Below are 20,623 nucleotides of genomic sequence, written 5' to 3' on the forward strand. Positions count from 1 at the left end.
CGCTAGTCGAACAGGCCCTCGGTGAGTGCTGTCGGAGAACCGAAGCGGTGCGCGGTCACCGACACCGACTGTTCGCGCAGGAAGGTCAGCATCTCGATCCGCCCCGCCTCGACCACCGGCTGCGCGTAGAGCGCGACGTCGACCCTGCCGTCGCTGGCCGCAGCGAAATCCTGCCGCGTCCCACCCAGCAGCCGCACGCGGGCCGGAGCGTTACCCCGCAACGTATTTCGCCACGCATCGGTGTCCTCGACGCGGCAGGCCACGCCGTGGGCGTGCAGCAACCCCGCCGTCGCCGGCGGCAGTGGCGCCGGGGTCGAGACGGTGACGTGGCTGCGCGCGAGAACACCCGCCGCGACGACGCGCAGCAGCTCCGCGGTCGAGCCGTCCTCGGCGCGCACCGTCACCGGCACGGGCCGATAGCGCAGCACATTCTTCTCCGCCGCAAGGCCGGACACGTCGCGTGCCACGGCGAATTCCTCGTTCCAGGCCAGCGCATCGGAGGCCAGAGATCGCTGCAGGAACTCGGCGCCCAGCCCGAGATCTTCTGCCGCCGAGAGGAAATCGACCAGCACCGGAGTCAGCGGGGCCCCGCCGGCGGCCGGGGCACTACGCCAGTCGGTGAGCCCGACAAGGTAATTGGGGCCGCCGGCCTTGGTGCCCGCGCCCACCGCGGACTTCTTCCAGCCGCCGAACGGCTGCCGCCGCACGATCGCCCCGACCGTCGACCGATTGACGTAAGCATTGCCGGCTTCCACCCGGTCGATCCACTGCTCGATCTCCGCACGGTCGAGAGAGTGCAGTCCCGCCGTCAGGCCGTAGTCGACCTCGTTCTGGATCGCAATCGCCTCATCCAGATCGGCCGCCTCCATGAGACCCAGCACCGGACCGAAGTATTCGGTCAGGTGGAACTCGGAACCGCGGCGGACCCCCGTCTTCACCCCGGGCGACCAGAGCCGTCCGGTGTCGTCGAGCCGGCGCGGCTCGACCAGCCACGTCTCCCCCGGTCCCAGAGTGGTCAACGCGCGCAACAGCTTTCCGTCGGCAGGCTCGATCACCGGCCCCATCTGCGCGGTCGGGTCCGACGGGTAGCCGACCGTCAGCGACGTGACGGCATCGACGAGCTGATCGCGCAACCGCCGCGAGTGCGCGGCAGAGCCGACCAGGATCGCCAGCGACGCGGCCGAACACTTCTGGCCGGCATGCCCGAACGCCGAGGCAACGAGATCTTTGACCGCCAGGTCGATGTCGGCGTGCGGGGTGATCACCATGGCGTTCTTGCCGCTGGTTTCGGCGAGCAGTGGCAGGTCGGGCCGCATCCGACGGAACATGGCCGCGGTGTCGAACGCACCCGTGAGGATCAACCGGCCGACCCGCGGATCGGACACGAGTCGAGAGCCGAGCTCCCCCTCGTCGACGTGGACCAATTGCAGCACGTCGCGCGGGACGCCGGCATCCCACAGCGCCTGCACCATCACCGAGCCGCACCGGCGGGCCTGCGTCGCGGGTTTGATGATGACCGCGCTGCCCGCCGCCAGCGCCGCCAGCGTCGACCCGGCCGGGATCGCGACGGGGAAGTTCCACGGCGGTGTCACCACGGTGAGTCCGACCGCGACGGCGGTGGCACCGTCGACGTCGTCGAGGTTCTCGGCAAGGTGGGCATAGTAATTCGCGAAATCGATGGCCTCGGAGATCTCCGGGTCACCTTGGTCGAGGGTCTTGCCGGTTTCGGCGGCCATCACCTCGAGCAGCTGCGCGCGGGCGGCCTCGAGGGTCCCGGCGGCGCGGCGCAGTATCGTCGCGCGCTCCCTGCCCGACCGGGCGGACCAAGCGCTTCCCGCCGCGACACCGTCGGCGATCACCGCCTCGAGGCGATCGGCGCCGGTGACGGTGTGCTCGTCGACGAGCGCCAGCCCGGCGTCGGAGTGCGCGACGCGTTCGGTGATCGTCCGGCCCCACGCACGGTTACCCGGCAGCGAGGGATCCGTGTCGGCGACGTTGGCGAACACCGACCGCTCCGAACCGGCCGGATCGTCGGTTCGCCGGTCCTGGCGGCGATTCGGCTGCGGCACATGGGTATCCAACGCGGCCAGCGATGCGATGAACCGGTCCCTCTCCCGCTCGTAGAGCGAGCGTTCGTCGTGCAGGTCGAACACCGCCGACATGAAGTTGTCCTGGCTGGCCCCCTCTTCGAGTCGGCGCACCAGATAGGCGATCGCAGCGTCGAAGTCCTTGGGGTGCACCACGGGCACGTACAGCAGCAGGCCACCGACGGTGCGGCGCACAGCTTCGGCCTGCGCCTCGGCCATGCCGAGCAGCATCTCGAAGTCGATGCGGTCACGCACACCGCGCCGGCCGGCGAGCACCCACGCGTAGGCGATGTCGAACAGGTTGTGCCCGGCCACCCCGATGCGCACGTTGGCCGTGCGGTCGGGGTGCAAGGCGTAGTCGAGGACGCGCTTGTAATTGGTGTCGGTGTCCTGCTTGGTCGGCCACGTGGCGACAGGCCAGCCGTGCAGATCGGCCTCGACGTGCTCCATCGGCAGGTTGGCGCCCTTGACCAGACGTACCTTGATGCCGGCGCCACCGCGCTGTCGGCGGGTGGCCGCCCACTCCTGCAGGCGCATCATCGCCGACAGCGCATCCGGCAAGTAGGCCTGCAGCACGATCCCGGCCTCGAGATCCAGCAGCTCAGGCCTGTCCAGCAGGCGGGTGAAGACCGCGATCGTCATCTCGAGATCGCGGTACTCCTCCATGTCGAGGTTGATGAACTTCTTCGTCGGCGAGGTGGCCGCGAGCGTGAACAACGGCAGCAGGCTGCGCTCCACGTGGTCGACCGCCTCGTCGAACGCCCACGGGGAATGGGGCGGCACGGTCGCCGAGACCTTGATCGAGACGTAGTCGACGTCCGGTCGCGCGAGCAGGCGCTCGGTGCCCTCGAGGCGCCGCTGTGCCTCTCCCCGTCCGAGGACGGCCTCGCCGAGCAGGTTGATGTTGAGCCCCACCCCGCGGTCGCGGATGCGGGCGATGGAGGGCCCGAGGCGGCGGTCGGTCGCGTCGACGAGCAGGTGACCGACCATCCCCCGCAGTGCCTTTCGGGCGATCGGGATGACGAGCCCCGGGATCACCAGCGACAGGGTTGCGCCCAGGCTGATCAGTCGCCGCAGGTGCCACGGCAGGAAGCCGGGAGCGGTGCGTGCGAGATCGCGCAGGTTGGCGGCGGCGACCCGGTGGTCGTCGGGACGGATGACCCGGTCGACGAAGCCGACGGTGAAGTCGAGACCGGCGGGGTCGCGGAGCACGTCGGCGAGCCGGCGAGCGGCTGCCGTGTCCCGCCGTCCCGCGGCGTCGTCGAGCCATTCCCGGACCAGGGTCTCGACGTCGGTGAGCACATCGACGGTGGGGCCATCGCGGTCGATCAGCGTCATGTCTCCATGATCCGCGGTCGCGAACCCTAAAATAAAGCGATGTTTTCTGAAGCAAAAGCATAAGCAGAAGTGACGGTTCGTCGCCCCGATCTGCTCGACACCCGCCGGCTGCGCCTGTTGCGGGAACTCAGCGTGCGCGGGACCATCGCCGGCGTCGCCGAGGCGCTGCATCAGAGTCCGTCGTCGGTGTCCCAGGCGCTGGCCCGACTCGAGCACGACGTCGGGGTACCGCTGCTGGAGAAGGTCGGGCGCCGCGTTCGGCTCACCCCGGCCGCCGAAGTGCTCGTCGAGCACACCGCCGCCATCCTGGACCGACTCGAGTTGGCCGCCAGCGAGGTCGCCGCCCGTAGCGCCGAGGCGTCGGGGACGGTGCGCCTGGCCGTCTTCCAGTCCGCCGCGTCAGCGTTCATGCCGCAGATGCTGACCGAACTGGCGGCACGCCATCCGCGGCTGCGCGTGACGATGTCGCAGCGCGAGCCGGAGCAGGCGCTCTACGAGACGTGGATGCGTGAGTTCGACCTGGTGATCGCCGAGGAGTACCCCGGCCATGCCGCGCGCGTGTACCCCGACCTGGACCGCGAACCGCTCACCTCGGATCTGCTGCGCCTCGCCGTTCCCCCGCGGGGCGCACCCTGGGAACAGGTGCGGACTGTCACCGATGCCGCCGCGCTTCCCTGGACCATGGAACCCGCCGGGACCGCTTCCCGGCACTGGGCCGAACAACTGTGCCGCCGAGCGGGTTTCGAGCCTGATGTGCGCTTCGAGACCGACGATCTGGAAGCGCAGATCGCACTGATCGAGAGCGGCAACGCGGTCGCGATCCTGCCCGACCTGATGCGGGTGCGACGCCGCCCGGACGTCCGGGTGGTCGACGTCGACACGCGCCGCCGCACCGTCTTCACCGCGACCCGGACCGCGCTGCGCCACACGCCCGCGATCCGCGCCTGCCGCGCAGCACTGGCGTCGGTGGCGCCGGCGGAACTCACCCTGCCCTGAGCCCACTTTCTTCCCGCGAGGGCCCCAGGAAGGTGAGCTCAGGCGAGGCGGGCCACGGCGGCCGCGATGCGCTCGTCCGTCGCCGTCAACGCCACCCGTACGTGCCGCAGGCCGCGGGGACCGTAGAACTCGCCGGGGGCAACGAGGATGCCCCGCTCGGCCAGCCACGCGACCGTCTCGCGACCCGGCTCGTCCCGCGAGGCCCATAGATACAGTCCGGCCTCGGAGTGATCGACGGTGAAACCGGCCGCGCGCAGCGCCGGCAGCAGCAGCTCGCGCCGATGCTCGTAGCGGGCGCGTTGCTCGTGTTCGTGCGCATCGTCGTCGAGCGCGGCCACCATCGCGGCCTGCACCGGGGTCGGCACCATCATGCCGGCGTGCTTGCGCACCGCGAGCAGTTCGGCCACCACGGCGGGGTCACCGGCGACGAAACCGGCACGGTAGCCGGCCAGCGACGACGTCTTCGACAGCGAGTGGATGGCCAGCAGCCCGGTGTGGTCGCCGTCGCAGACGTCGGGATGCAGCACCGACAGCGGCGCGGCGTCCCAGCTCAACCCGAGGTAGCACTCGTCGGAGGCGATCAGCACTCCGCGCTCGCGCGCCCAGCCGACGACCTTGCGCAGATGGTCGACCCCGAGCACCTTGCCGGTCGGGTTGCTCGGCGAGTTCAGGAACACCAGCGCGGGCGTCTGCGGCCCCAGCTGGGTCAGCGAGTCGGCTCGAACCACGGCGGCCCCGGCCAGCAGCGCGCCGACCTCGTAGGTGGGGTAGGCCAGTTCGGGGACGACGACGGTGTCCGTCGCGCCGAGTCCGAGCAGTGTCGGCAGCCAGGCGATCAGCTCCTTGGTGCCGATCACCGGGAGCACGGCCGACGTGGTCAGCCCGGTGACGCCGTAGCGGCGACCGAGTGCAGCAACCGCCGACTCCCGCAGTGCCGCGGTACCGGCCGTGGTCGGATAGCCGGGCGCGCCGCTGGCGGCCGACAGTGCCTCCCGGATCAGCGGCGCGACGGGATCGACGGGCGTGCCCACCGACAGGTCGACGATGCCGTCGGGGTGGGCCCGAGCCGCGGCCGTGACATCAGCCAGGGTGTCCCACGGAAAGACCGGTAACGACGCCGATCGGCGCCGCCCGGAGTCACGCACGGGACCGTGTCCCGCCGATGAGGTCAGTCCTCACCCTGCGGGGGCAGGTCCTTGACCGCCTGCGGGTCGTTGTCGGTCTGGCCGACCTTCGATGCGCCCCCGGGCGATCCGAGTTCACTGAAGAAGTCGGCGTTGATCTGGGTGTAGCTGCTCCACTGGTCCGGCACGTCGTCTTCGTAGTAGATGGCCTCGACCGGGCAGACCGGCTCGCAGGCGCCGCAGTCGACGCACTCATCCGGGTGGATGAACAGCATGCGAGCGCCCTCGTAGATGCAATCGACAGGGCATTCCTCGATACATGCCTTGTCTTTGACGTCGACGCAGGGCTCGGCAATCGTGTACGTCACGAACTTCTCCTAAGTCCTCTCGAACTACCTGTCCGGTGGGCTGTTCCCGGTAGGCGCGCTGGTCGGCGCGACCGGCTCAGCAAGTATCCCTGCCGCTGGTTGGCCGCGCGTGTCAGTGTGCCCTAACTCCGCGAATCCCCGACGGGGGTTCCGCGTGGTTACTGATACTAAACGTCGCAGATACCACGTGCGTGGCACCTGCGGGAACGTGTCGGGAATGCATTCGGACTGCGGTCCGTTTCATCGGGTGCCGACGTCGGATGGTCCGACGCACGTCCGGAAGGAACACCCATGACCAGCTCCGTAGCCACCGCCCTGCCGACCGGCACCTGGACGATCGATCCCGTCCACTCCTCGGTCAACTTCTCCGTCCGCCACCTCGTGGTGAGCAAGGTCCGCGGCGGGTTCGACGCCTTCAGCGGGACGATCACCGTCGGCGAGGACGGCGCACCCTCGGTACAGGCCGAGATCGCGGTCGACTCCGTCAACACCCGCAACGAACAGCGTGACGCGCACCTGAAGGCCGCCGACTTCTTCGACGTCGAGAACCACCCCGTTGCGACGTTCGCGTCGACCTCGGTCCGCGAAGCGGGCGAGCGCTACGTGCTCGACGGCGAGTTCACGCTCAAGGGCATCACCAAGCCCATTTCGCTGGATCTCGAGTTCAACGGGGTCAACCCCGGCATGGGGCATGGCGAGGTCGCCGGTTTCGAGGCATCAGTCGTGCTCAACCGCAAAGACTTCGGCATCGACATCGACATGCCGCTGGAGACCGGCGGCGCCGTGGTCGGCGACAAGGTGACGATCACCCTGGAGATCGAGGCACTCAAGCAGGCCTGACGGCGGCGGGCCGCATCGCTTCTCGGCGATGCGGCCCGTTCGGTCACCGGGCGATGGCTTCCTTGAGCCCGGCGGAGACCGCCTTGGTCGCGACCTTGCGACCCTTGTGACGCTTGCCCGAGGCGGAGCGCCGACGGCGCAGCAGCAGGACCGCGACGAGGACGGCTCCCGCGGCTACCGCGACGGCGACACCGGAGGCCTGCGGGGCGTTCTTGGCGACGGCGCTCTTGACCTCGTCGGCCTTGTCCTGCACGGAATCTGCGACCTGCGAAGCCTTTTCGCCGGCTGCCTGCTTCACGTCGTCGACTTTGTCCTTGACGTCGTCAACTTTTTCCTTGACGTCGTCGACGGTCTGCTTGGCTTCGGCCTCGACGCGGTTGGCCGCGCCGTCGGCGCGCATGTCGTCGTTTCCGGTCGCGTCGCCGACAGCCTCCTGTGCACGGCCGGCGATTTCTTGAGCCTTGTCCGACAGCTCTCCCATGATCTCTCCTTCGATTTTCCGTTACTGCCTTACAGACGTCGAAAAACCGGAGAACCGAACGGCACGGGACCCGTGACGTCCGACACAGAGGTCAGCGATGAGTCACGCGGTTGATGTGCATCGACGGCACGTGCCCGGAATCGCCTGGGCGATCCGGGAAATCGAAGACGCCGAGAATCAGCATCATCGGGTAATCCGGCGCCTGGGTACAGATTCCGGTCGTCGCACCATCGATGCTGAATTCCACTCGGCCGGGCTCCCAGTGCGCGGCGTACGTGTGGGCGTCGCCGACGTCGATCTCGCGCCGCTGCGCCGAGAAATCCTCACGCAGTGCGGGATCGCGGAACCGGTGAATCCCCTGGCCCACCATGGCGGTGCGGTCTTCCACGGTGTCGCCGAAGACCTCCACCAGGCAGATCTCCCCGCACCGTTCGGGGCTGTCCTCGAGCCCGACCATCCACGCCGAGAACATCGAGCGTGCACCGAGCTTCGCCGCGCACGTGACGGCGATCGAGCCGAAATGCGGCGTGAAGCCGAGTACCGTCGGCTGCTGCTCGCGGACCACCAGGCCGTCTCGAAACGGTTGGGGCGCATCGGTTGATCCCACAGCTCCGGATCGATTCGCGCTCTGGATCGCCGACACCCGCAGCGGCGTCGGATGATCGTCCGGGCACCACAGCGGATGGTCGGCCGGAACCGACAGCGTGAGGCCGTCCGCGCCGACGGTGCACGCCGCGGCCGATGCGGCACGCGAACTCCAGGCGGGAAGGTACGACGCCGTCCACACCTTTGGGTCCAGAACTGCGAACCGTTCGTCGAATCCCACTCGCGGACTGTAACGGCTAGTCGCTGACGACGCCCCACTTCGCTTCAGTGCCGACGTGCCCGATGCGGGCCACCTGCACTGTCGTTGCGACGCCGATCACCACGGCGAGCACCGCCACGCCGATCGCGAGCCCTTTGGGTGTGCTCGAACGTCCGGCACGCACATGCAGTACGGCGATCGCGATCGCCATCACCAGCAGCGCGATCGAGAAGTAGATCATCGTCTCGCCGCGCTCCTCGTGCAGTTCCAGGATGGGGCTGTGCGAGTCCTCCCGGTTGTACAGCCACTGCCCTGCAGAGACCGTCAATGGGGTGAGTACCAGGTTCGCCGCGGCCAGCGCTACCACCAACCACACGAAACGTGTTCGCGCCCACGGAAGTAGAGCACAGAGGATGCCGAGACCGGCAGTGAGCGGAGCGAGAACCACGATGGCGTGGACGAGCAGTGCGTGCGCGGGCAATCCGAAAACTGTGGTCATCAAAGGTCCTCAGGAAGTCACGATCGGGTGGTTGGTCTCACCGATCTGGTCGATGGTCAAGGTCAGCTGGTCACCGGGTCGCGACCAGTGGCCCGTCTCCATGCCGGATCGACCCGGCAAGATTCCCATGGCGAATAGCTCTCCGAGAAAGAGTCTTTCGTCCCCAGATGCGTGGGCGAGCAGCACTCCCGGAGTCCACTCCGCGGCCTGCCAGATGCCGTCGGCGGCGAGCGCCTGCATCTCGATGCGCCCGTCGACCAGCATCCGCCGCAGCTTCACAGTGATGGTGATACCAGGTGGAGCTGTGAATCCGCGGCAAGACGGGTGCTGTCGTCACGATCGAGTGCGCGCCGATTGCCCGCGTGTCGCGGCGTGCCGACGTACAGACGCGCTCGCTCGCGGAACGAGCTAGGCGGCCAGAGGGGTGTAGTCGGTGCTGCGCTGACGGGCGGGCCGACCGATGCCTTGCGCGATCGCGACGAGTTCGGCGACGGTTTTGGCGCTGCCGTTCTCCGAGCCCGCCATCCTCGAGATGGTCTCCTCCATCAGCGTGCCGCCCAGATCGTTTGCCCCGCCGGTGAGCATCACCTGGGTGCGCTCGACGCCGAGTTTGACCCAGCTGGTCTGGATGTTGGAGATCCTGCCGTGCAACATGATCCGCGCCAGCGCGTGCACCGCTCTGTTGTCGCGATGCGTCGGGCCGGGCCGGGACCCGCCCGCCAGGTACAGCGGGGATGACTGGTGCACGAACGGCAGCGGGACGAACTCCGTGAAACCGCCTGTGCGATCTTGGATCTCGCGCAGCACGTTCAGGTGCCCCACCCAGTGCCTGGGCTGCTCCACGTGGCCGTACATCATCGTCGAGCTCGATCGGAGCCCGACCTCGTGGGCGGTGGTGATGACCTCGATCCACATAGGGGTGGGCAGCTTGCCCTTGGTCAACACCCAGCGCACCTCGTCGTCGAGGATCTCGGCCGCCGTACCCGGGATGGTGTCGAGGCCGGCTTCGCGCAGTGCCGTCAGCCAGTCCCGGATCGACGTGCCTGCGCGGGTGACGCCGTTGGCGATCTCCATCGGGGAGAACGCGTGGACGTGCATCGAGGGCACCCGTGCCTTGACCGCCCGCACCAGGTCGGCGTAACCGGTCACGGGGAGCTCGGGGTCGATGCCGCCCTGCATGCAGACTTCGGTCGCACCGGCCACGTGCGCCTCCCACGCGCGATCGGCGACCTCGGCGGTCGACAGCGAGAACGCGTCGGCATCGCCTTTGCGTTGCGCGAACGCGCAGAACCGGCAGCCCGTGTAGCAGATGTTGGTGAAGTTGATGTTCCGGTTGACCACGAACGTGACGTCGTCGCCGACGACGTCACGGCGCAACGCATCCGCGAACGAGGTGACGGCGTCCAGAGCGGGCCCGTCAGCGGTGGCCAACGCCAGGTACTCGTCGTCGGAGCAGCCGGCCGGGTCACGCTCGGCCGCGCGCAGTGCGGCCAGTACATCGGTGTCGATGCGCTCCGGCGCGCGGGCCGCCAACTCGGACACCTTGGCGCGGATCGACTCCCAGTCCCCGAACGCGGACCCGAGATCCGAGCGGGTCTCGCTGCGGCGGCCCTCGACGTCGATCGCGGCGTGCAGGTCGACGCGGCCGAGGGATTCGGCGGCTTCGTCGGGTTCCTGCCAGGGCCGCCCGACCGGGTTCACGTCCAGGGCGTAACCGGTGTCGGGGTCGGCGAGCGCGGCGACGTGTCCGCCGACGCGCGGATCGATCCATGCCGCTCCGGCGGTCACGTACTGCGGTTGCGCGGTGAGCCTTTGCACCAGGTCGTAACCCGCCTCGGCGGTCACCTCAGCGAGCTCGTCGAGCGCAGGCCAGGGCCGCTCGGGGTTCACGTGGTCCGGCGTCAGCGGGGAGACACCACCCCAGTCGTCCACCCCCGCCGCGATCAGCGACAGGCATTCGGCCCGCGACACCAGATTCGGCGGCGCCTGCACCCGCATCTTGGGGCCCAGCACCAGCCGGGTGACCGCGATCGTGGCCAGGAACTCCTCGAGATCGGCGTCGGGCACGGCCGCCATCGCGGTGTGGTCCTTGGCGCGGAAGTTCTGCACGATCACTTCCTGCACATGCCCGAACTCGCGGTGCGAGCGGCGGATCGCGTGGATCGTCTCCGCCCGTTCCAGCTCCGTCTCGCCGATGCCGACCAGCAGCCCGGTGGTGAACGGGATCGACAGCCGCCCCGCATCGTCGAGGGTGCGCAGCCGCACCGCCGGGTCCTTGTCGGGGCTGCCGTAGTGGGCCAGACCCTTCGTCTCGTAGAGCCGCCGCGACGTCGTCTCCAGCATCATGCCCATCGACGGCGCCACGGGCTTGAGCCGGGACAGCTCCGTCCAGCTCATCACCCCAGGGTTGAGGTGTGGCAGCAGCCCGGTCTCCTCCAGCACCCGGATCGCCATCGCCCGCACGTAATCGAGGGTCGAGTCGTAGCCGCGTTCGTCGAGCCACTGACGCGCCTCCTCCCAGCGCGCCTCCGGCCGATCCCCCAACGTGAAAAGAGCTTCCTTGCAACCCAACTCGGCACCCTGGCGGGCCACCGCGAGGATCTCGTCGGGTTCCATGAACATGCCCTTGCCCTGCGCGCGGAGCCGGCCCGGCACCGTGACGAAGGTGCAGTAGTGGCAGGTGTCGCGGCACAGATGCGTCACCGGAATGAACACCTTGCGCGAATAGCTCACCGGAAGCCGGCCGTGCGCACCGCGCCGACCTGCCGCCTCCAGACCGGCATCACGCACCCGGGCAGCGCTCGCCATCAGATCGGTCAGATCGGCCCCACGGGCCGTCAACGCGATCGCAGCTTCGTCGATGTTCAGCGCCACCCCGTCCCGCGCGCGCCGCAGCACTCGCCGCAACGCCGCCGTAGACGGGGGTGCAGAAGAGGGGGGCACGGAGGGATCGGGCAGATCGGTGCCGCGCTGGGAGTTCAGAGCCACTCCCGCATAACCCCGGCGTCGACGCGGATCATCCGCGCGTCTCACATGTTGAAACCCGTGCGCGTGGCATACCGGCCACAGTAGTCAACGGCGAAACGCCGCGGGGCCCGCCCCGGCGCGTTCCTGCGCCGTCCGCCGCCGGGTCAACAACCAGCCCGCCGGCAGTGCGCCGACGGCGATGAGCAGGACCGACGCGTACTCCATCAGCCCCACGCCACCGAAGACGATGTCGTCGCCGGGACCTCCGAACGTGCACAGCAGGACGGTCGCCAGCCAGGCCCACAACGGCGCGGCGGCCTGTCGGGTCGACGAGGTCCACCGCATCGCGACCCACACGAGCGCGACGTTCATGGCTCCGCTGAGGACAGCGCTGATCGGCACCGCCACACCGCCCACGCGCAGCGGAAGGAAGAAGACAGCCATCAGCGCCGAGAGCACACCATCGAAGGCCAGGACGGCGAGCACGAACCAGCGCAGCCGGTCGGATGCCGGCGGTGCGGAGGAAGTCAGGTCGGAATGCTGTCGAGCACGGAGACCAGCGATCCGACGACCCACTGGAAGTTGTCGAGCCGGTCTTGCCAGTGCTGCAGGTTGGGATCGAGATCCGGATCCATGGGCTTCCCTTCCGCGCGTCCAACCGACCAGGGGCAGCGTACCCCGTGGCGCCCCTGCTCACCCCAGGGTCAGCCCGGCGAGTAGATCGGTTTCCCATCCCCGATCGTCGCGCTTGCCCACCTGCCCCTCGACCAGTACGTAATGCTCCACCGCCGGCACCGGCAGCGCGATGTTGTTGGACAGCGCCATCGCAGTCCCGTCCGGGGCGACCTGCACCTGAGTTGCGTGCGCGCGCAACGCGGCCAGTTTGGCAGGCAGGTGCGCGGTGACGTCGATGGCCGCGTCGATCGTGTCGTCGGCGAATCCGACCAGCGGCAGGGCCTCGGCGTCGAGCGTCACCCAGCTCTCCGGGAGCCCCGACAATCCGGCCAGACCATCGCGAATCCCGCTCTGCGACATCACGTTCCAGTACACCTTGGGTACGCGCCACTGCGCCGCGGCGACGCCGGCCGTCGCGATCCGGTGAGCGTGGATGTGGTCAGGATGGCCGTACCCACCCTGCGGGTCGTAGGTGACGACGACGTGCGGGCGCAGGTCGTCGATGACGGCCGCAAGTTCGGCGGTCTGCTCGTCGACGTCGCCGTCGACGAAACGCTGCCGATGCCGGGCGGGGGTTCCTGCCATGCCGGAATCCCGCCACCGACCGGCGCCGCCGAGGTAGCGGGGCCGGTCCACCCCGAGCGCGGCCAGAGCTGCGGTCAGCTCACCGATCCGATAGCCGCCGAGCTGGTCGGCGGCGTCGACGGCCAGCTGCGCCCACTGCTCGCCGATCACCTCGCCCTCCTCGCCCAACGTGCATGTCAGAACCTGCACCTGCGCACCGCGGGCGCAGTAGTGGGCGATCGTGCCGCCGGTGGTGAGGGTCTCGTCGTCGGGGTGGGCGTGGACGAACAACAGGCGCGGCGTCTCCATGCGCCCAGCTTGCCCGCTGGTCTGCCGGCCATCGAGTCCAGGTGTGGCTTAGATTCGCCTCGTGTCCCGCCGCAGAGTCGAGTTCGGCTGCGCGATCGTGGTGATCGGCCTGCTCGCCGGCGTCGCCGGTGCCGCGACGACGCTGCTGCTGCACGCGATCGAACACCTCACCTATCGCTACAGCTTCGGCTCGCTGCTGGACGGCGTCGAGAACAGCGGAGATTGGCGCCGCGCACTGGGGCCGATGGTCGGCGGCGCGCTGGCCGGGACGGGCTGGTGGCTGCTGCGGCGCCGCGCCGGCGTGCCCACACTGTCCGCGGCGCTCGCCGGCGAGCAGCCGGTGCGACGGTTGGCGCTCACCGGCGACGCCGCGTTGCAGGTGCTGCTCGTCGGCTCGGGCGCGTCGTTGGGCCGCGAAGGCGCGCCACGTCAGCTGGCCGTGGCGTGGGGGGATCTGGGCACATCGCGATGGGCGCTCACCGCCGCCGATCGTCGCATCCTGCTCGCGTGCGCGGCCGGCGCAGGGCTGGGTGCGGTCTACAGCGTGCCGCTGGGTGGTGCGCTGTTCGCGACGCGAATCCTGTTGGGTACCTGGCATCCTCGCGCGCTCGGCACCGCGCTCATCACATCCAGCCTCGCGGTTGCGGTCTCGTCGCCGGTGACCCACCTGGAACACCCGCTGACCTGGCCGACCGCAGATCTCTCGCCACTGTTCGGCCTTCTCGCCGTGGCGTTGGCGCCGCTGGCGGTGGCCGTCGGGTGGGCCTTCACACGCATCATGGCCGCCGGGCCGCCTGCCGCCGCGCCGACCCTGATCCCGGCGATCGCCGCGGCCGGACTGCTCACCGGGGTGTGCTCGATCTGGCTGCCGGAGCTGCCCGGCAACGGTCGCAGTGTCCTCGAGGTCAGCGTCGACAGCGGTCTGACGCTCGGCGCCGCGGCGGCCATCCTGGTGCTCAAACCGCTGCTGTCGGCGGCGTTCCTGCGTGCCGGCGCGGTCGGCGGGCTGCTGACCCCGGCGCTGGCGACGGGAGCGGCGGCCGGTTCGGTGGTGGCGCTGGCGCTCGACGCCTGGGCCGGTCTGACGCTGCCCGTGCCGGCGGTATCGCTGACCTGCGCGGCCGGGGTGTTGGCGATCACGCAGCGCTCACCGTTGTTCGCCGCGCTGTTCGTCTGGGAGCTGGCGCGGCCGCCGGTGTGGTTGCTCGCGGTGTTCGCGCTCGCCGCGTTCACCGCCCACGGCCTGACGCGACTGCGCCGGGTGACAGCGTCCTAGCTACTGGGGCAGCTTGAGCCACTGCCCGGCGTCGCCGACGATGCCGACCGGGACGGCACCGGTCAGGCTGACTCCCTGCACGCTGGGGCCGGCGGCGACGATCGTGGTGTCCTGCAGGATCGGCAGCACGGTGGCCATGTCCCACAGTCGTGGCTCGACGTCGTCGATCACCTCGCCGATGTCGGCGGTGCCCTGTAGGGCGGCCTCGATCCTGGGTTGGATCGTGCGATCGCAGATGCCGGTGATGTTGCTCGGCGCCTGGACCAGTTGGCCGGTTTCCGGGGCGGGCGCGGGGGTGGAACTCGCGATCGTCGTGGGCGGCGCAGGTGGTGCGGGTCGGGACGTGGCGCTCGTCGTGGGCCTGCGCGTCGTCGTGGTTCTGGTCGTCGTGGTCGGGGGTGTTGTCGTGGTGGTCGTCTCGGCAGGGGTGGACGCGCTCGGTGCGGTGGTGGGCACGGCCGTCGCCTCCAGTGCGGGACACCCGAACCGTGACGCCAACGCGGTGGCGAGATCCCCGCCGGCCTGATGCCAGCCGACGACGGCATCGACGGTGTTGTCGGTCAGGGCCTGGCCGTAGAGCGTGACCGGGTCGAGTGCCGACACCGACGCCGCGATTCCGACGCTACGCAGCTGGTCGGCCGCGGTGTTGGCCACCGCCACCGACGTCGGATCGTTGGCGGCCACGCCCAGGACGAAGGTGAGCGGCTCGCCGTCCTTGACCAGCTGACCGCGGTTGTTCTCCGGAGTCGACGGCGCCGGGCTCGGCGTCGATGTCGCCGTCGGCGTCGCGGGTGGGGTGTCGATCTGGTAGCCGGCGGCACCGAGCAGCGCCATCGCCTCGTCACGCGTCATGGCCGGCGGGGCCGTCGGCACGTACCCCGGGTCCGACGGCGAGCGGACCTGCGCCTGCGCCAGCGTCACCGTGTTGTCGTCACCGGCGCCGACCGCAGCCAGCAGGTCGACGTCGAGGAGGCCGAGGATGGCCTTGCGCACGTCGGCGTCGGCGAGCGCAGGCTGTTGCGCTCGTAGCGTCAGCTGCATGACGCGCGGCGTGACGATCCGGGCGGTCCGTACGTCCGGTATCGCTGAGAGCTGCGCGAACACCGCGGATCCGCCGTGCACCTGCGCGACCTGGGTGTCGCCGTTGCGGATCGAATCGGCCAGGGCGGCCGGCGCCCCGCCGCGGCGGAACAGGATGAGGTCGGGGACGGCGGGTTTACCCCAGTACCGGTCGTTGCGTGCCAGCAGGATCTCGTCGCGCTGCGGATCGATGCTCTCGACGCGGAACTGCCCACCCGTCACCGGCAGGGCCTGCGCCAGCCCCGCGGAGAACCCGCCCGGCACGTCCTTGACGATGTGCGCGGGCAGGATGTTGTGGAACAGCTCCCGCCACGCCGGATAGGGCTGAGAGAACGTCACCACCGCGGTCTTTCCGCCTTCGACCGACTGCACACCGGTGATGAGGTCGTAACCCGCCGGGTCGACCGTGCCCGGTTCGCTGACCATCTGCCGCCACAGGTACCAGAAGTCGTCGGCCCCGATCGGCGCGTTGTCCGTCCACTGCGCCTCGGGCCGGATCTTGTAGGTGACGGTGAACGGGTCCTGGCTCGTCACCTCGGCGGAGTCCAGCAGCGTCGGGTCCATCTCCCAGCGCGAGCCGGTCGGGGTCCGGGAATCGGGGATCGGTCGGAACGTGCTCGGCAGAACCAGCGAGCTGATCGCGGCGTTCACCGGGGACTGGTCGGAGACCAGGTGCGCGTTGAAGCCAGGCCCGATCGAATCGATCGCCATGATGATCTGCGTCGCCTTCGTCGGCGGCGGCGCGGTGGACTCCGTCGTGTCGGTGCTCTGCGGCGCGGGCGGCGGGCTCACCGTGCAACCCGACAGGAGCACCATCACCGCGACCGCGCAGGTCATGACACGGCGGGCGATGGGCACGCTGCCAGGGTATCGATCGCCGTCCGCCGGCCCGGAACCCCTCGGTGACAGGCTACGAATTGGCGTGCTGCTTGGCCCGCGCCTTCGCCCGCGCCCGCAGCGACGCCGTCAGCTCCACCTTGCGCACCCGCACAATCTCGGGTGTCACCTCGACGCACTCGTCCTCGGCGCAGAACTCCATCGCCTTCTCCAGGTCGAGCTCCAGCGGACGGGCCAGCGTCTCCATCACATCGGCCGTCGACGACCGCATGTTGGTGAGCTTCTTCTCCCGGGTGATGTTGATGTCGAGGTCCTCGGCGCGCGGGTTGATGCCGACGACCTGGCCCTCGTAGGTCTCCTGTCCCGGCTCGACGAAGAACTGCCCGCGGTCGGCGAGCTGGATCATCGCGAACGGGGTGATCTGACCGGACCGGTCGGACACCAGCGAGCCGGTATGGCGTGCGCGGATCTCCCCCGCCCACGGGCGGTAGCCGTCGAACACGGCGTTGGCGATGCCGGTGCCGCGGGTCAACGTCAAAAAGTCGGTGCGGAAACCGATCAGACCGCGGCTGGGCACGATGAAGTCCATCCGCACCCACCCGGCGGCGTGGTTCGCCATGTCTTCCATGCGGCCCTTGCGGGCGGCCATCAGCTGGGTGACGGCGCCGACGAACTCCTCAGGGCAGTCGATCGTCATCGCTTCGAACGGCTCGTGCAGCTTGCCGTCGACCATCTGCGTGACCACCTGTGGCTTGCCGACGGTCAGCTCGAAACCCTCGCGGCGCATCTGTTCGACGAGCACCGCGAGCGCGAGCTCACCACGGCCCTGCACTTCCCAGGCATCGGGGCGGCCGATGTCGACGACCTTGATCGACACGTTGCCGACGAGCTCGGAATCGAGGCGGTTCTTGACCATGCGCGCGGTCAGCTTGTGTCCGGACACCTTGCCCGCCAGGGGCGAGGTGTTGGTGCCGACGGTCACCGAGATCGCGGGCTCGTCGACGGTGATGCGCGGCAGCGCGTGCGCGTGGTCTGGGTCGGCGAGCGTGTCGCCGATCATGATCTCGGGCATGCCCGCGACCGCGACGATGTCGCCCGCGACGGCCTCGTCCGTGGCAGTACGTTCCACACCTTCGGTGACCAGCAGCTCGGTGATCTTGGCATTCGTGATGACGGGGTGTCCGTCGACCTCACGCATCCAGGCCACCTGCTGGCCCTTGCGGATGCGGCCCTTGTAGATGCGGATCAGCGCGAGGCGTCCCAGGAACGCCGATGCGTCGAGGTTCGTGACGAGTGCCTGCAGCGGCGCCTCGGGGTCGCCCTGCGGCGGCGGGATGTGCTCGAGCAGCACGTCGAACAGCGGGTCGAGATTCTCCCCGTCGGGGTTCTCCCCGTTGGCGGGTTCGGTGGTGCTGGCGATACCGGCACGCCCCGAGGCGTAGAGGACGGGCAACCCGAGCGCGAACTCGGCGGCCGTCTGCGCTTCGGCGTCGAGGTCAGAGGCGACGTCGAGCAGCAGGTCGTGGCTTTCCGAGACGACCTCGGCGATCCGGGCGTCGGGCCGGTCGGTCTTGTTGACGACCACGATCACCGGAAGGTGCGCAGCGAGGGCCTTGCGTAACACGAAACGGGTCTGCGGCAGCGGGCCCTCGGAGGCGTCGACCAGCAGCAGGACGCCGTCGACCATCGACAGGCCGCGCTCCACCTCACCGCCGAAGTCGGCGTGGCCGGGGGTGTCGATCACATTGATGACAGTCATCGAGCCGTCGGGGTGGTGGCGATGCACCGCGGTGTTCTTCGCCAGGATCGTGATGCCCTTTTCCTTCTCCAGGTCACCGGAGTCCATCAGGCGTTCGATCGCGTCGTCACCGCGGTGGGTCAGCGCCCCGGATTGACGCAGCATTGCGTCGACCAGGGTGGTCTTGCCGTGGTCGACGTGGGCCACAATGGCGACGTTGCGGAAGTCGGGGCGTGCAGTCACGCCCGTGATTGTCGCAGTGTGGTGCACCGATCGCGAAAACGAGAGATACCCGTCACGTGGCCAGCAAGCTGACCAAGCTCACTCCGAAGAAGAAATGTTGCCGCAGCAAGCCCCGCTGCAAGAAGTGCCCGCTGGTGCTGCACAAGGTGCGCAAGGCCGAGCTCAGCGGCATCCGCGGCAAGGACCTGGAGAAGGTGCACAAGAGGGCACGAAAGGCCTGATCGAACCGGTTTTCGGGCGTACCGTGGGGAGATCCGTCAGCTTCGTGGAGGTTGGCCATCATGACGGCTTACGAAGTCCTCACCGTTGCCCTGATCGTCGCGCTCGCCACCTTGGCCTCGCTGGCGATCTACCTGGGCCTGATGAACTGGATCGGCGCGCTGTACGTGGTGCGGTGCTCGGCCTGTCACCATCTGGCCTTCAACTCGCGGCGCGATCCGCGGGTGTCCTGCCCGCACTGCGAGCACCCGAGCCTGCTGCACCCCATCTACGCGGCACGCCACCGCGACGCCCCGGTGCGCATCCTCGACGACCGACTGCGGTACTGACGCGGTGTCACCGCGGAACGTCGGGTGGGCTGATGCTGCGCGGCGGGAGTCCGAGTGAGCGCACGTGCGTCGCGATCTCGCCCAGACTGGTGGTCCAGACGTCGTCGTGACCGACGACGTAGCTCATCAGGTCATCGAGTTCAGCTGCGCGCGAAGGCCTTCCCGTGAGAAAGGGATGATTGGTCAGCACCCAGCAGCCACCGACCCGGCGCAGCGCGTCGAACTCGAGCTGCCAGAGTTCCCGTGCCTTGCGCGGGGATTCGATCAATCCGCTGCCCGACACGTCAGGGAGGAAGCAGTACTGCTCCCAGTCGTCGAGCGCCCACTGGATCGGGATCTCCACGAGCTGACCGTCATCCGTCACCGCGAGTTCGTAGGGATGGTCGGCGTCCATCAGGCTGGAGTCGTAGAGGAAGCCGCGTTCGACCAGCAGTGCGGGCGTGCGCCAGGACAGGTCCCACATCGGGGCCCGGTATCCCACCGGACGCACGCCTGCGACGTCGGCCAGGGCGGCCAATCCGCGGTCGAGCGCGTCGATCTCGCCCTCCAGCGACAGCTTGGTCGGCTGCTCGTGCAGATAGCCGTGGTGGGCGATCTCGTGGCCGGCAGCGACGACCGCGCGGATCGCGTCGGGGTACCGGTCCGCGGTGTGGCCGGGAACGAAGAACGTCGAGGCGATCTGGTGGCGCTCCAGCAGGGCCAGGATGCGGGGCAGGCCGACGAGGGGGCCGTAGGCCTGATGGCTCATCACGCTCATCCGTGCGCCCACCGACTCCCAGTCGCCGGAAGCGTCCCACAGCACCGCCGACTCGGCATCCACGTCGAACGTGAAGGACGCCGCCGCGACTTTGCCGCTCGGCCAATCGAATTCGCTCATCGGTCCGCCATCAGGGTAACCAGCTCATAGGCGAGGTTGGCCGCCGCGACAGCGGTCACCTCGGCATGATCGTAGGCCGGTGCCACCTCGACGACGTCGGCGCCCACGATCGGCAGCTCGCGCATCGCGCGCAGCACGGCGACCAGCTCGCGGCTGGTCATCCCGCCGATCTCCGGGGTGCCGGTGCCGGGAGCGAACGCGGGATCGAGGACGTCGATGTCGATCGACACGTAGACGGGATGGTCGCCCACCCGTTCCAGAATTCGCTCGATCGTCCCGTCGATCCCGATGCGGTCGATGTCGCGGCAGTGCACCACGGTGAAGCCGAGTTCGGCATCGTCGAGCAGGTCGGCGCGGTCGTACAGCGACCCCCGGATGCCGACGTGCGCCGAGCGGTCCTTCACCAACAACCCTTGCTCGGCGGCGCGGCGGAACGGCGTGCCGTGCGTGCAGGGTGCACCGAAGTAGGTGTCCCACGTGTCGAGGTGCGCGTCGAAGTGGACCAGCGCGAGCGGCCCGTGCACCGCGTGCAGCGCCTGCAGCGACGGCAGCGCGATCGTGTGGTCCCCGCCGAGGAGCACCACCCGGTGGCCGTCCTCGGTCAGCAGCGCAGCGACGCCGTCGCGGATCTGGTCGACCGCGGCGGAGATGTCGAACGGGTTGGCGGCGATGTCGCCGGCGTCGACCACCTGGGCGGAGGTGAACGGCGTGGCATCCAGCGCCGGGTGGTAGGGCTTGAGCAGTCGCGAGGCCTGCCGGATCGCGGCGGGGCCGAATCGGGCCCCCGGGCGGTAGGTCACCCCGCTGTCGAACGGCACGCCGGCCACCGCGATGTCGTAGCGGTCCACCTCGTGGCGTTGCGGCAGCCGCGCGAATGTCCCCAGGCCCGCGTAGCGGGGCACCTCCCGGGCGTCGATCTGACCGAGTGTGCCGCTCTCGGTACGCACATACGATCCCTGCGCCATGTCGTG

The 20,623-nt window shown here is 69.3% G+C and carries 19 protein-coding genes; 5 read left to right on the forward strand and 14 right to left on the reverse strand.

Annotation, left to right across the window (positions count from 1 at the left end; translation table 11 throughout):
* Positions 1 to 2: 2 nt before the first annotated feature.
* Positions 3 to 3,425 carry a bifunctional proline dehydrogenase/L-glutamate gamma-semialdehyde dehydrogenase gene (locus tag ACZ50N_RS18580; protein WP_464473501.1) on the reverse strand — a complete coding sequence of 1,141 codons (3,423 nt, stop codon included), beginning with the start codon at positions 3,423 to 3,425 and terminating at the stop codon, positions 3 to 5.
* A gap of 69 nt (positions 3,426 to 3,494) precedes the next feature.
* Here ACZ50N_RS18580 and ACZ50N_RS18585 point away from each other — a divergent pair, with 69 nt between their 5' ends.
* The gene (locus tag ACZ50N_RS18585) at positions 3,495 to 4,421 is read left to right on the forward strand and encodes a LysR family transcriptional regulator (RefSeq protein ID WP_201778335.1); all 927 of its coding nucleotides are present in this window, start codon (positions 3,495 to 3,497) and stop codon (positions 4,419 to 4,421) included.
* A 38-nt stretch (positions 4,422 to 4,459) separates the two neighbouring features.
* On the opposite strand, the gene dapC is transcribed toward ACZ50N_RS18585, so the two are convergent.
* On the reverse strand, positions 4,460 to 5,566 hold the full coding sequence (dapC, locus tag ACZ50N_RS18590; RefSeq protein ID WP_464473502.1) for a succinyldiaminopimelate transaminase: 1,107 nt from the start codon (positions 5,564 to 5,566) through the stop codon (positions 4,460 to 4,462).
* 23 nt (positions 5,567 to 5,589) lie between these two features.
* The gene (gene fdxA / locus ACZ50N_RS18595) at positions 5,590 to 5,913 is read right to left on the reverse strand and encodes a ferredoxin (RefSeq protein ID WP_046365345.1); all 324 of its coding nucleotides are present in this window, start codon (positions 5,911 to 5,913) and stop codon (positions 5,590 to 5,592) included.
* Positions 5,914 to 6,204: 291 nt separating this feature from the next.
* Between fdxA and ACZ50N_RS18600 the strand changes: the two genes are divergently transcribed.
* A complete protein-coding gene (locus ACZ50N_RS18600; RefSeq protein ID WP_048421951.1) occupies positions 6,205 to 6,753 on the forward strand; it encodes a YceI family protein in 549 nt (182 codons plus the stop codon).
* Between the two features lie 43 nt (positions 6,754 to 6,796).
* On the opposite strand, the gene ACZ50N_RS18605 is transcribed toward ACZ50N_RS18600, so the two are convergent.
* The 7 genes from ACZ50N_RS18605 to mshB all read right to left on the reverse strand — a co-directional run bounded on the left by ACZ50N_RS18605 (position 6,797) and on the right by mshB (position 13,053).
* Entirely contained in the window at positions 6,797 to 7,234 is a 438-nt protein-coding gene (locus ACZ50N_RS18605; protein ID WP_464473503.1) for a CsbD family protein, read from the reverse strand.
* 91 nt (positions 7,235 to 7,325) lie between these two features.
* On the reverse strand, positions 7,326 to 8,060 hold the full coding sequence (locus tag ACZ50N_RS18610; RefSeq protein ID WP_464473504.1) for a glycoside hydrolase family 16 protein: 735 nt from the start codon (positions 8,058 to 8,060) through the stop codon (positions 7,326 to 7,328).
* 16 nt (positions 8,061 to 8,076) lie between these two features.
* The gene (locus tag ACZ50N_RS18615) at positions 8,077 to 8,538 is read right to left on the reverse strand and encodes a DUF2231 domain-containing protein (RefSeq protein WP_046365347.1); all 462 of its coding nucleotides are present in this window, start codon (positions 8,536 to 8,538) and stop codon (positions 8,077 to 8,079) included.
* Between the two features lie 9 nt (positions 8,539 to 8,547).
* A complete protein-coding gene (locus tag ACZ50N_RS18620) occupies positions 8,548 to 8,817 on the reverse strand; it encodes a hypothetical protein (RefSeq protein WP_464473505.1) in 270 nt (89 codons plus the stop codon).
* Positions 8,818 to 8,946: 129 nt separating this feature from the next.
* The gene (locus ACZ50N_RS18625) at positions 8,947 to 11,526 is read right to left on the reverse strand and encodes a bifunctional FO biosynthesis protein CofGH (RefSeq protein WP_464473506.1); all 2,580 of its coding nucleotides are present in this window, start codon (positions 11,524 to 11,526) and stop codon (positions 8,947 to 8,949) included.
* 84 nt (positions 11,527 to 11,610) lie between these two features.
* Positions 11,611 to 11,991 (reverse strand): hypothetical protein, encoded by a 381-nt coding sequence (locus ACZ50N_RS18630; protein ID WP_464473507.1) that lies wholly within the window; start codon positions 11,989 to 11,991, stop codon positions 11,611 to 11,613.
* A 207-nt stretch (positions 11,992 to 12,198) separates the two neighbouring features.
* Complete coding sequence (gene mshB, locus ACZ50N_RS18635; RefSeq protein ID WP_464473508.1) at positions 12,199 to 13,053, reverse strand: N-acetyl-1-D-myo-inositol-2-amino-2-deoxy-alpha-D-glucopyranoside deacetylase; 855 nt, start codon at positions 13,051 to 13,053, stop codon at positions 12,199 to 12,201.
* Positions 13,054 to 13,114: 61 nt separating this feature from the next.
* On the opposite strand from mshB, the gene ACZ50N_RS18640 reads away from it, so the two are divergent.
* A complete protein-coding gene (locus tag ACZ50N_RS18640; RefSeq protein ID WP_464473509.1) occupies positions 13,115 to 14,329 on the forward strand; it encodes a chloride channel protein in 1,215 nt (404 codons plus the stop codon).
* On the opposite strand, the gene ACZ50N_RS18645 is transcribed toward ACZ50N_RS18640, so the two are convergent.
* Together ACZ50N_RS18645 and typA are read right to left on the reverse strand one after the other, a co-directional pair.
* On the reverse strand, positions 14,330 to 16,246 hold the full coding sequence (locus ACZ50N_RS18645; RefSeq protein WP_464475678.1) for an ABC transporter family substrate-binding protein: 1,917 nt from the start codon (positions 16,244 to 16,246) through the stop codon (positions 14,330 to 14,332).
* A gap of 73 nt (positions 16,247 to 16,319) precedes the next feature.
* Positions 16,320 to 18,227, reverse strand: a complete 1,908-nt coding sequence (gene typA, locus ACZ50N_RS18650; protein ID WP_048421944.1) for a translational GTPase TypA — start codon at positions 18,225 to 18,227, stop codon at positions 16,320 to 16,322.
* A 56-nt stretch (positions 18,228 to 18,283) separates the two neighbouring features.
* On the opposite strand from typA, the gene ACZ50N_RS18655 reads away from it, so the two are divergent.
* Positions 18,284 to 18,448, forward strand: coding sequence for a hypothetical protein (locus ACZ50N_RS18655; protein WP_110797996.1), 165 nt, complete (start codon positions 18,284 to 18,286; stop codon positions 18,446 to 18,448).
* Between the two features lie 60 nt (positions 18,449 to 18,508).
* Positions 18,509 to 18,775: a hypothetical protein gene (locus ACZ50N_RS18660; protein WP_046365355.1), complete on the forward strand. Its 267-nt coding sequence runs from the start codon at positions 18,509 to 18,511 to the stop codon at positions 18,773 to 18,775.
* Between the two features lie 7 nt (positions 18,776 to 18,782).
* Here the strand turns inward: ACZ50N_RS18660 and ACZ50N_RS18665 are convergent, their stop codons facing one another.
* Positions 18,783 to 19,652 (reverse strand): polysaccharide deacetylase family protein, encoded by an 870-nt coding sequence (locus tag ACZ50N_RS18665; RefSeq protein ID WP_046365356.1) that lies wholly within the window; start codon positions 19,650 to 19,652, stop codon positions 18,783 to 18,785.
* The gene (gene speB, locus ACZ50N_RS18670) at positions 19,649 to 20,617 is read right to left on the reverse strand and encodes an agmatinase (RefSeq protein WP_046365357.1); all 969 of its coding nucleotides are present in this window, start codon (positions 20,615 to 20,617) and stop codon (positions 19,649 to 19,651) included. The genes ACZ50N_RS18665 and speB overlap by 4 nt, the downstream gene beginning before the upstream one ends.
* Positions 20,618 to 20,623: the final 6 nt, after the last annotated feature.

It is taken from the genome of Mycolicibacterium obuense (genome assembly GCF_055397605.1).

Bases quoted from the DNA above. Each gene is read 5' to 3' on its own strand.
- ACZ50N_RS18580 (WP_464473501.1), bottom strand. From the start codon at position 3,425: ATGACGCTGATCGACCGCGATGGCCCCACCGTCGATGTGCTCACCGAC.
- ACZ50N_RS18600 (WP_048421951.1), top strand. From the start codon at position 6,205: ATGACCAGCTCCGTAGCCACCGCCCTGCCGACCGGCACCTGGACGATC.
- ACZ50N_RS18605 (WP_464473503.1), bottom strand. From the start codon at position 7,234: ATGGGAGAGCTGTCGGACAAGGCTCAAGAAATCGCCGGCCGTGCACAG.
- ACZ50N_RS18615 (WP_046365347.1), bottom strand. From the start codon at position 8,538: ATGACCACAGTTTTCGGATTGCCCGCGCACGCACTGCTCGTCCACGCC.
- mshB (WP_464473508.1), bottom strand. From the start codon at position 13,053: ATGGAGACGCCGCGCCTGTTGTTCGTCCACGCCCACCCCGACGACGAG.
- ACZ50N_RS18645 (WP_464475678.1), bottom strand. From the start codon at position 16,246: ATGACCTGCGCGGTCGCGGTGATGGTGCTCCTGTCGGGTTGCACGGTG.
- ACZ50N_RS18660 (WP_046365355.1), top strand. From the start codon at position 18,509: ATGACGGCTTACGAAGTCCTCACCGTTGCCCTGATCGTCGCGCTCGCC.
- ACZ50N_RS18665 (WP_046365356.1), bottom strand. From the start codon at position 19,652: ATGAGCGAATTCGATTGGCCGAGCGGCAAAGTCGCGGCGGCGTCCTTC.
- speB (WP_046365357.1), bottom strand. From the start codon at position 20,617: ATGGCGCAGGGATCGTATGTGCGTACCGAGAGCGGCACACTCGGTCAG.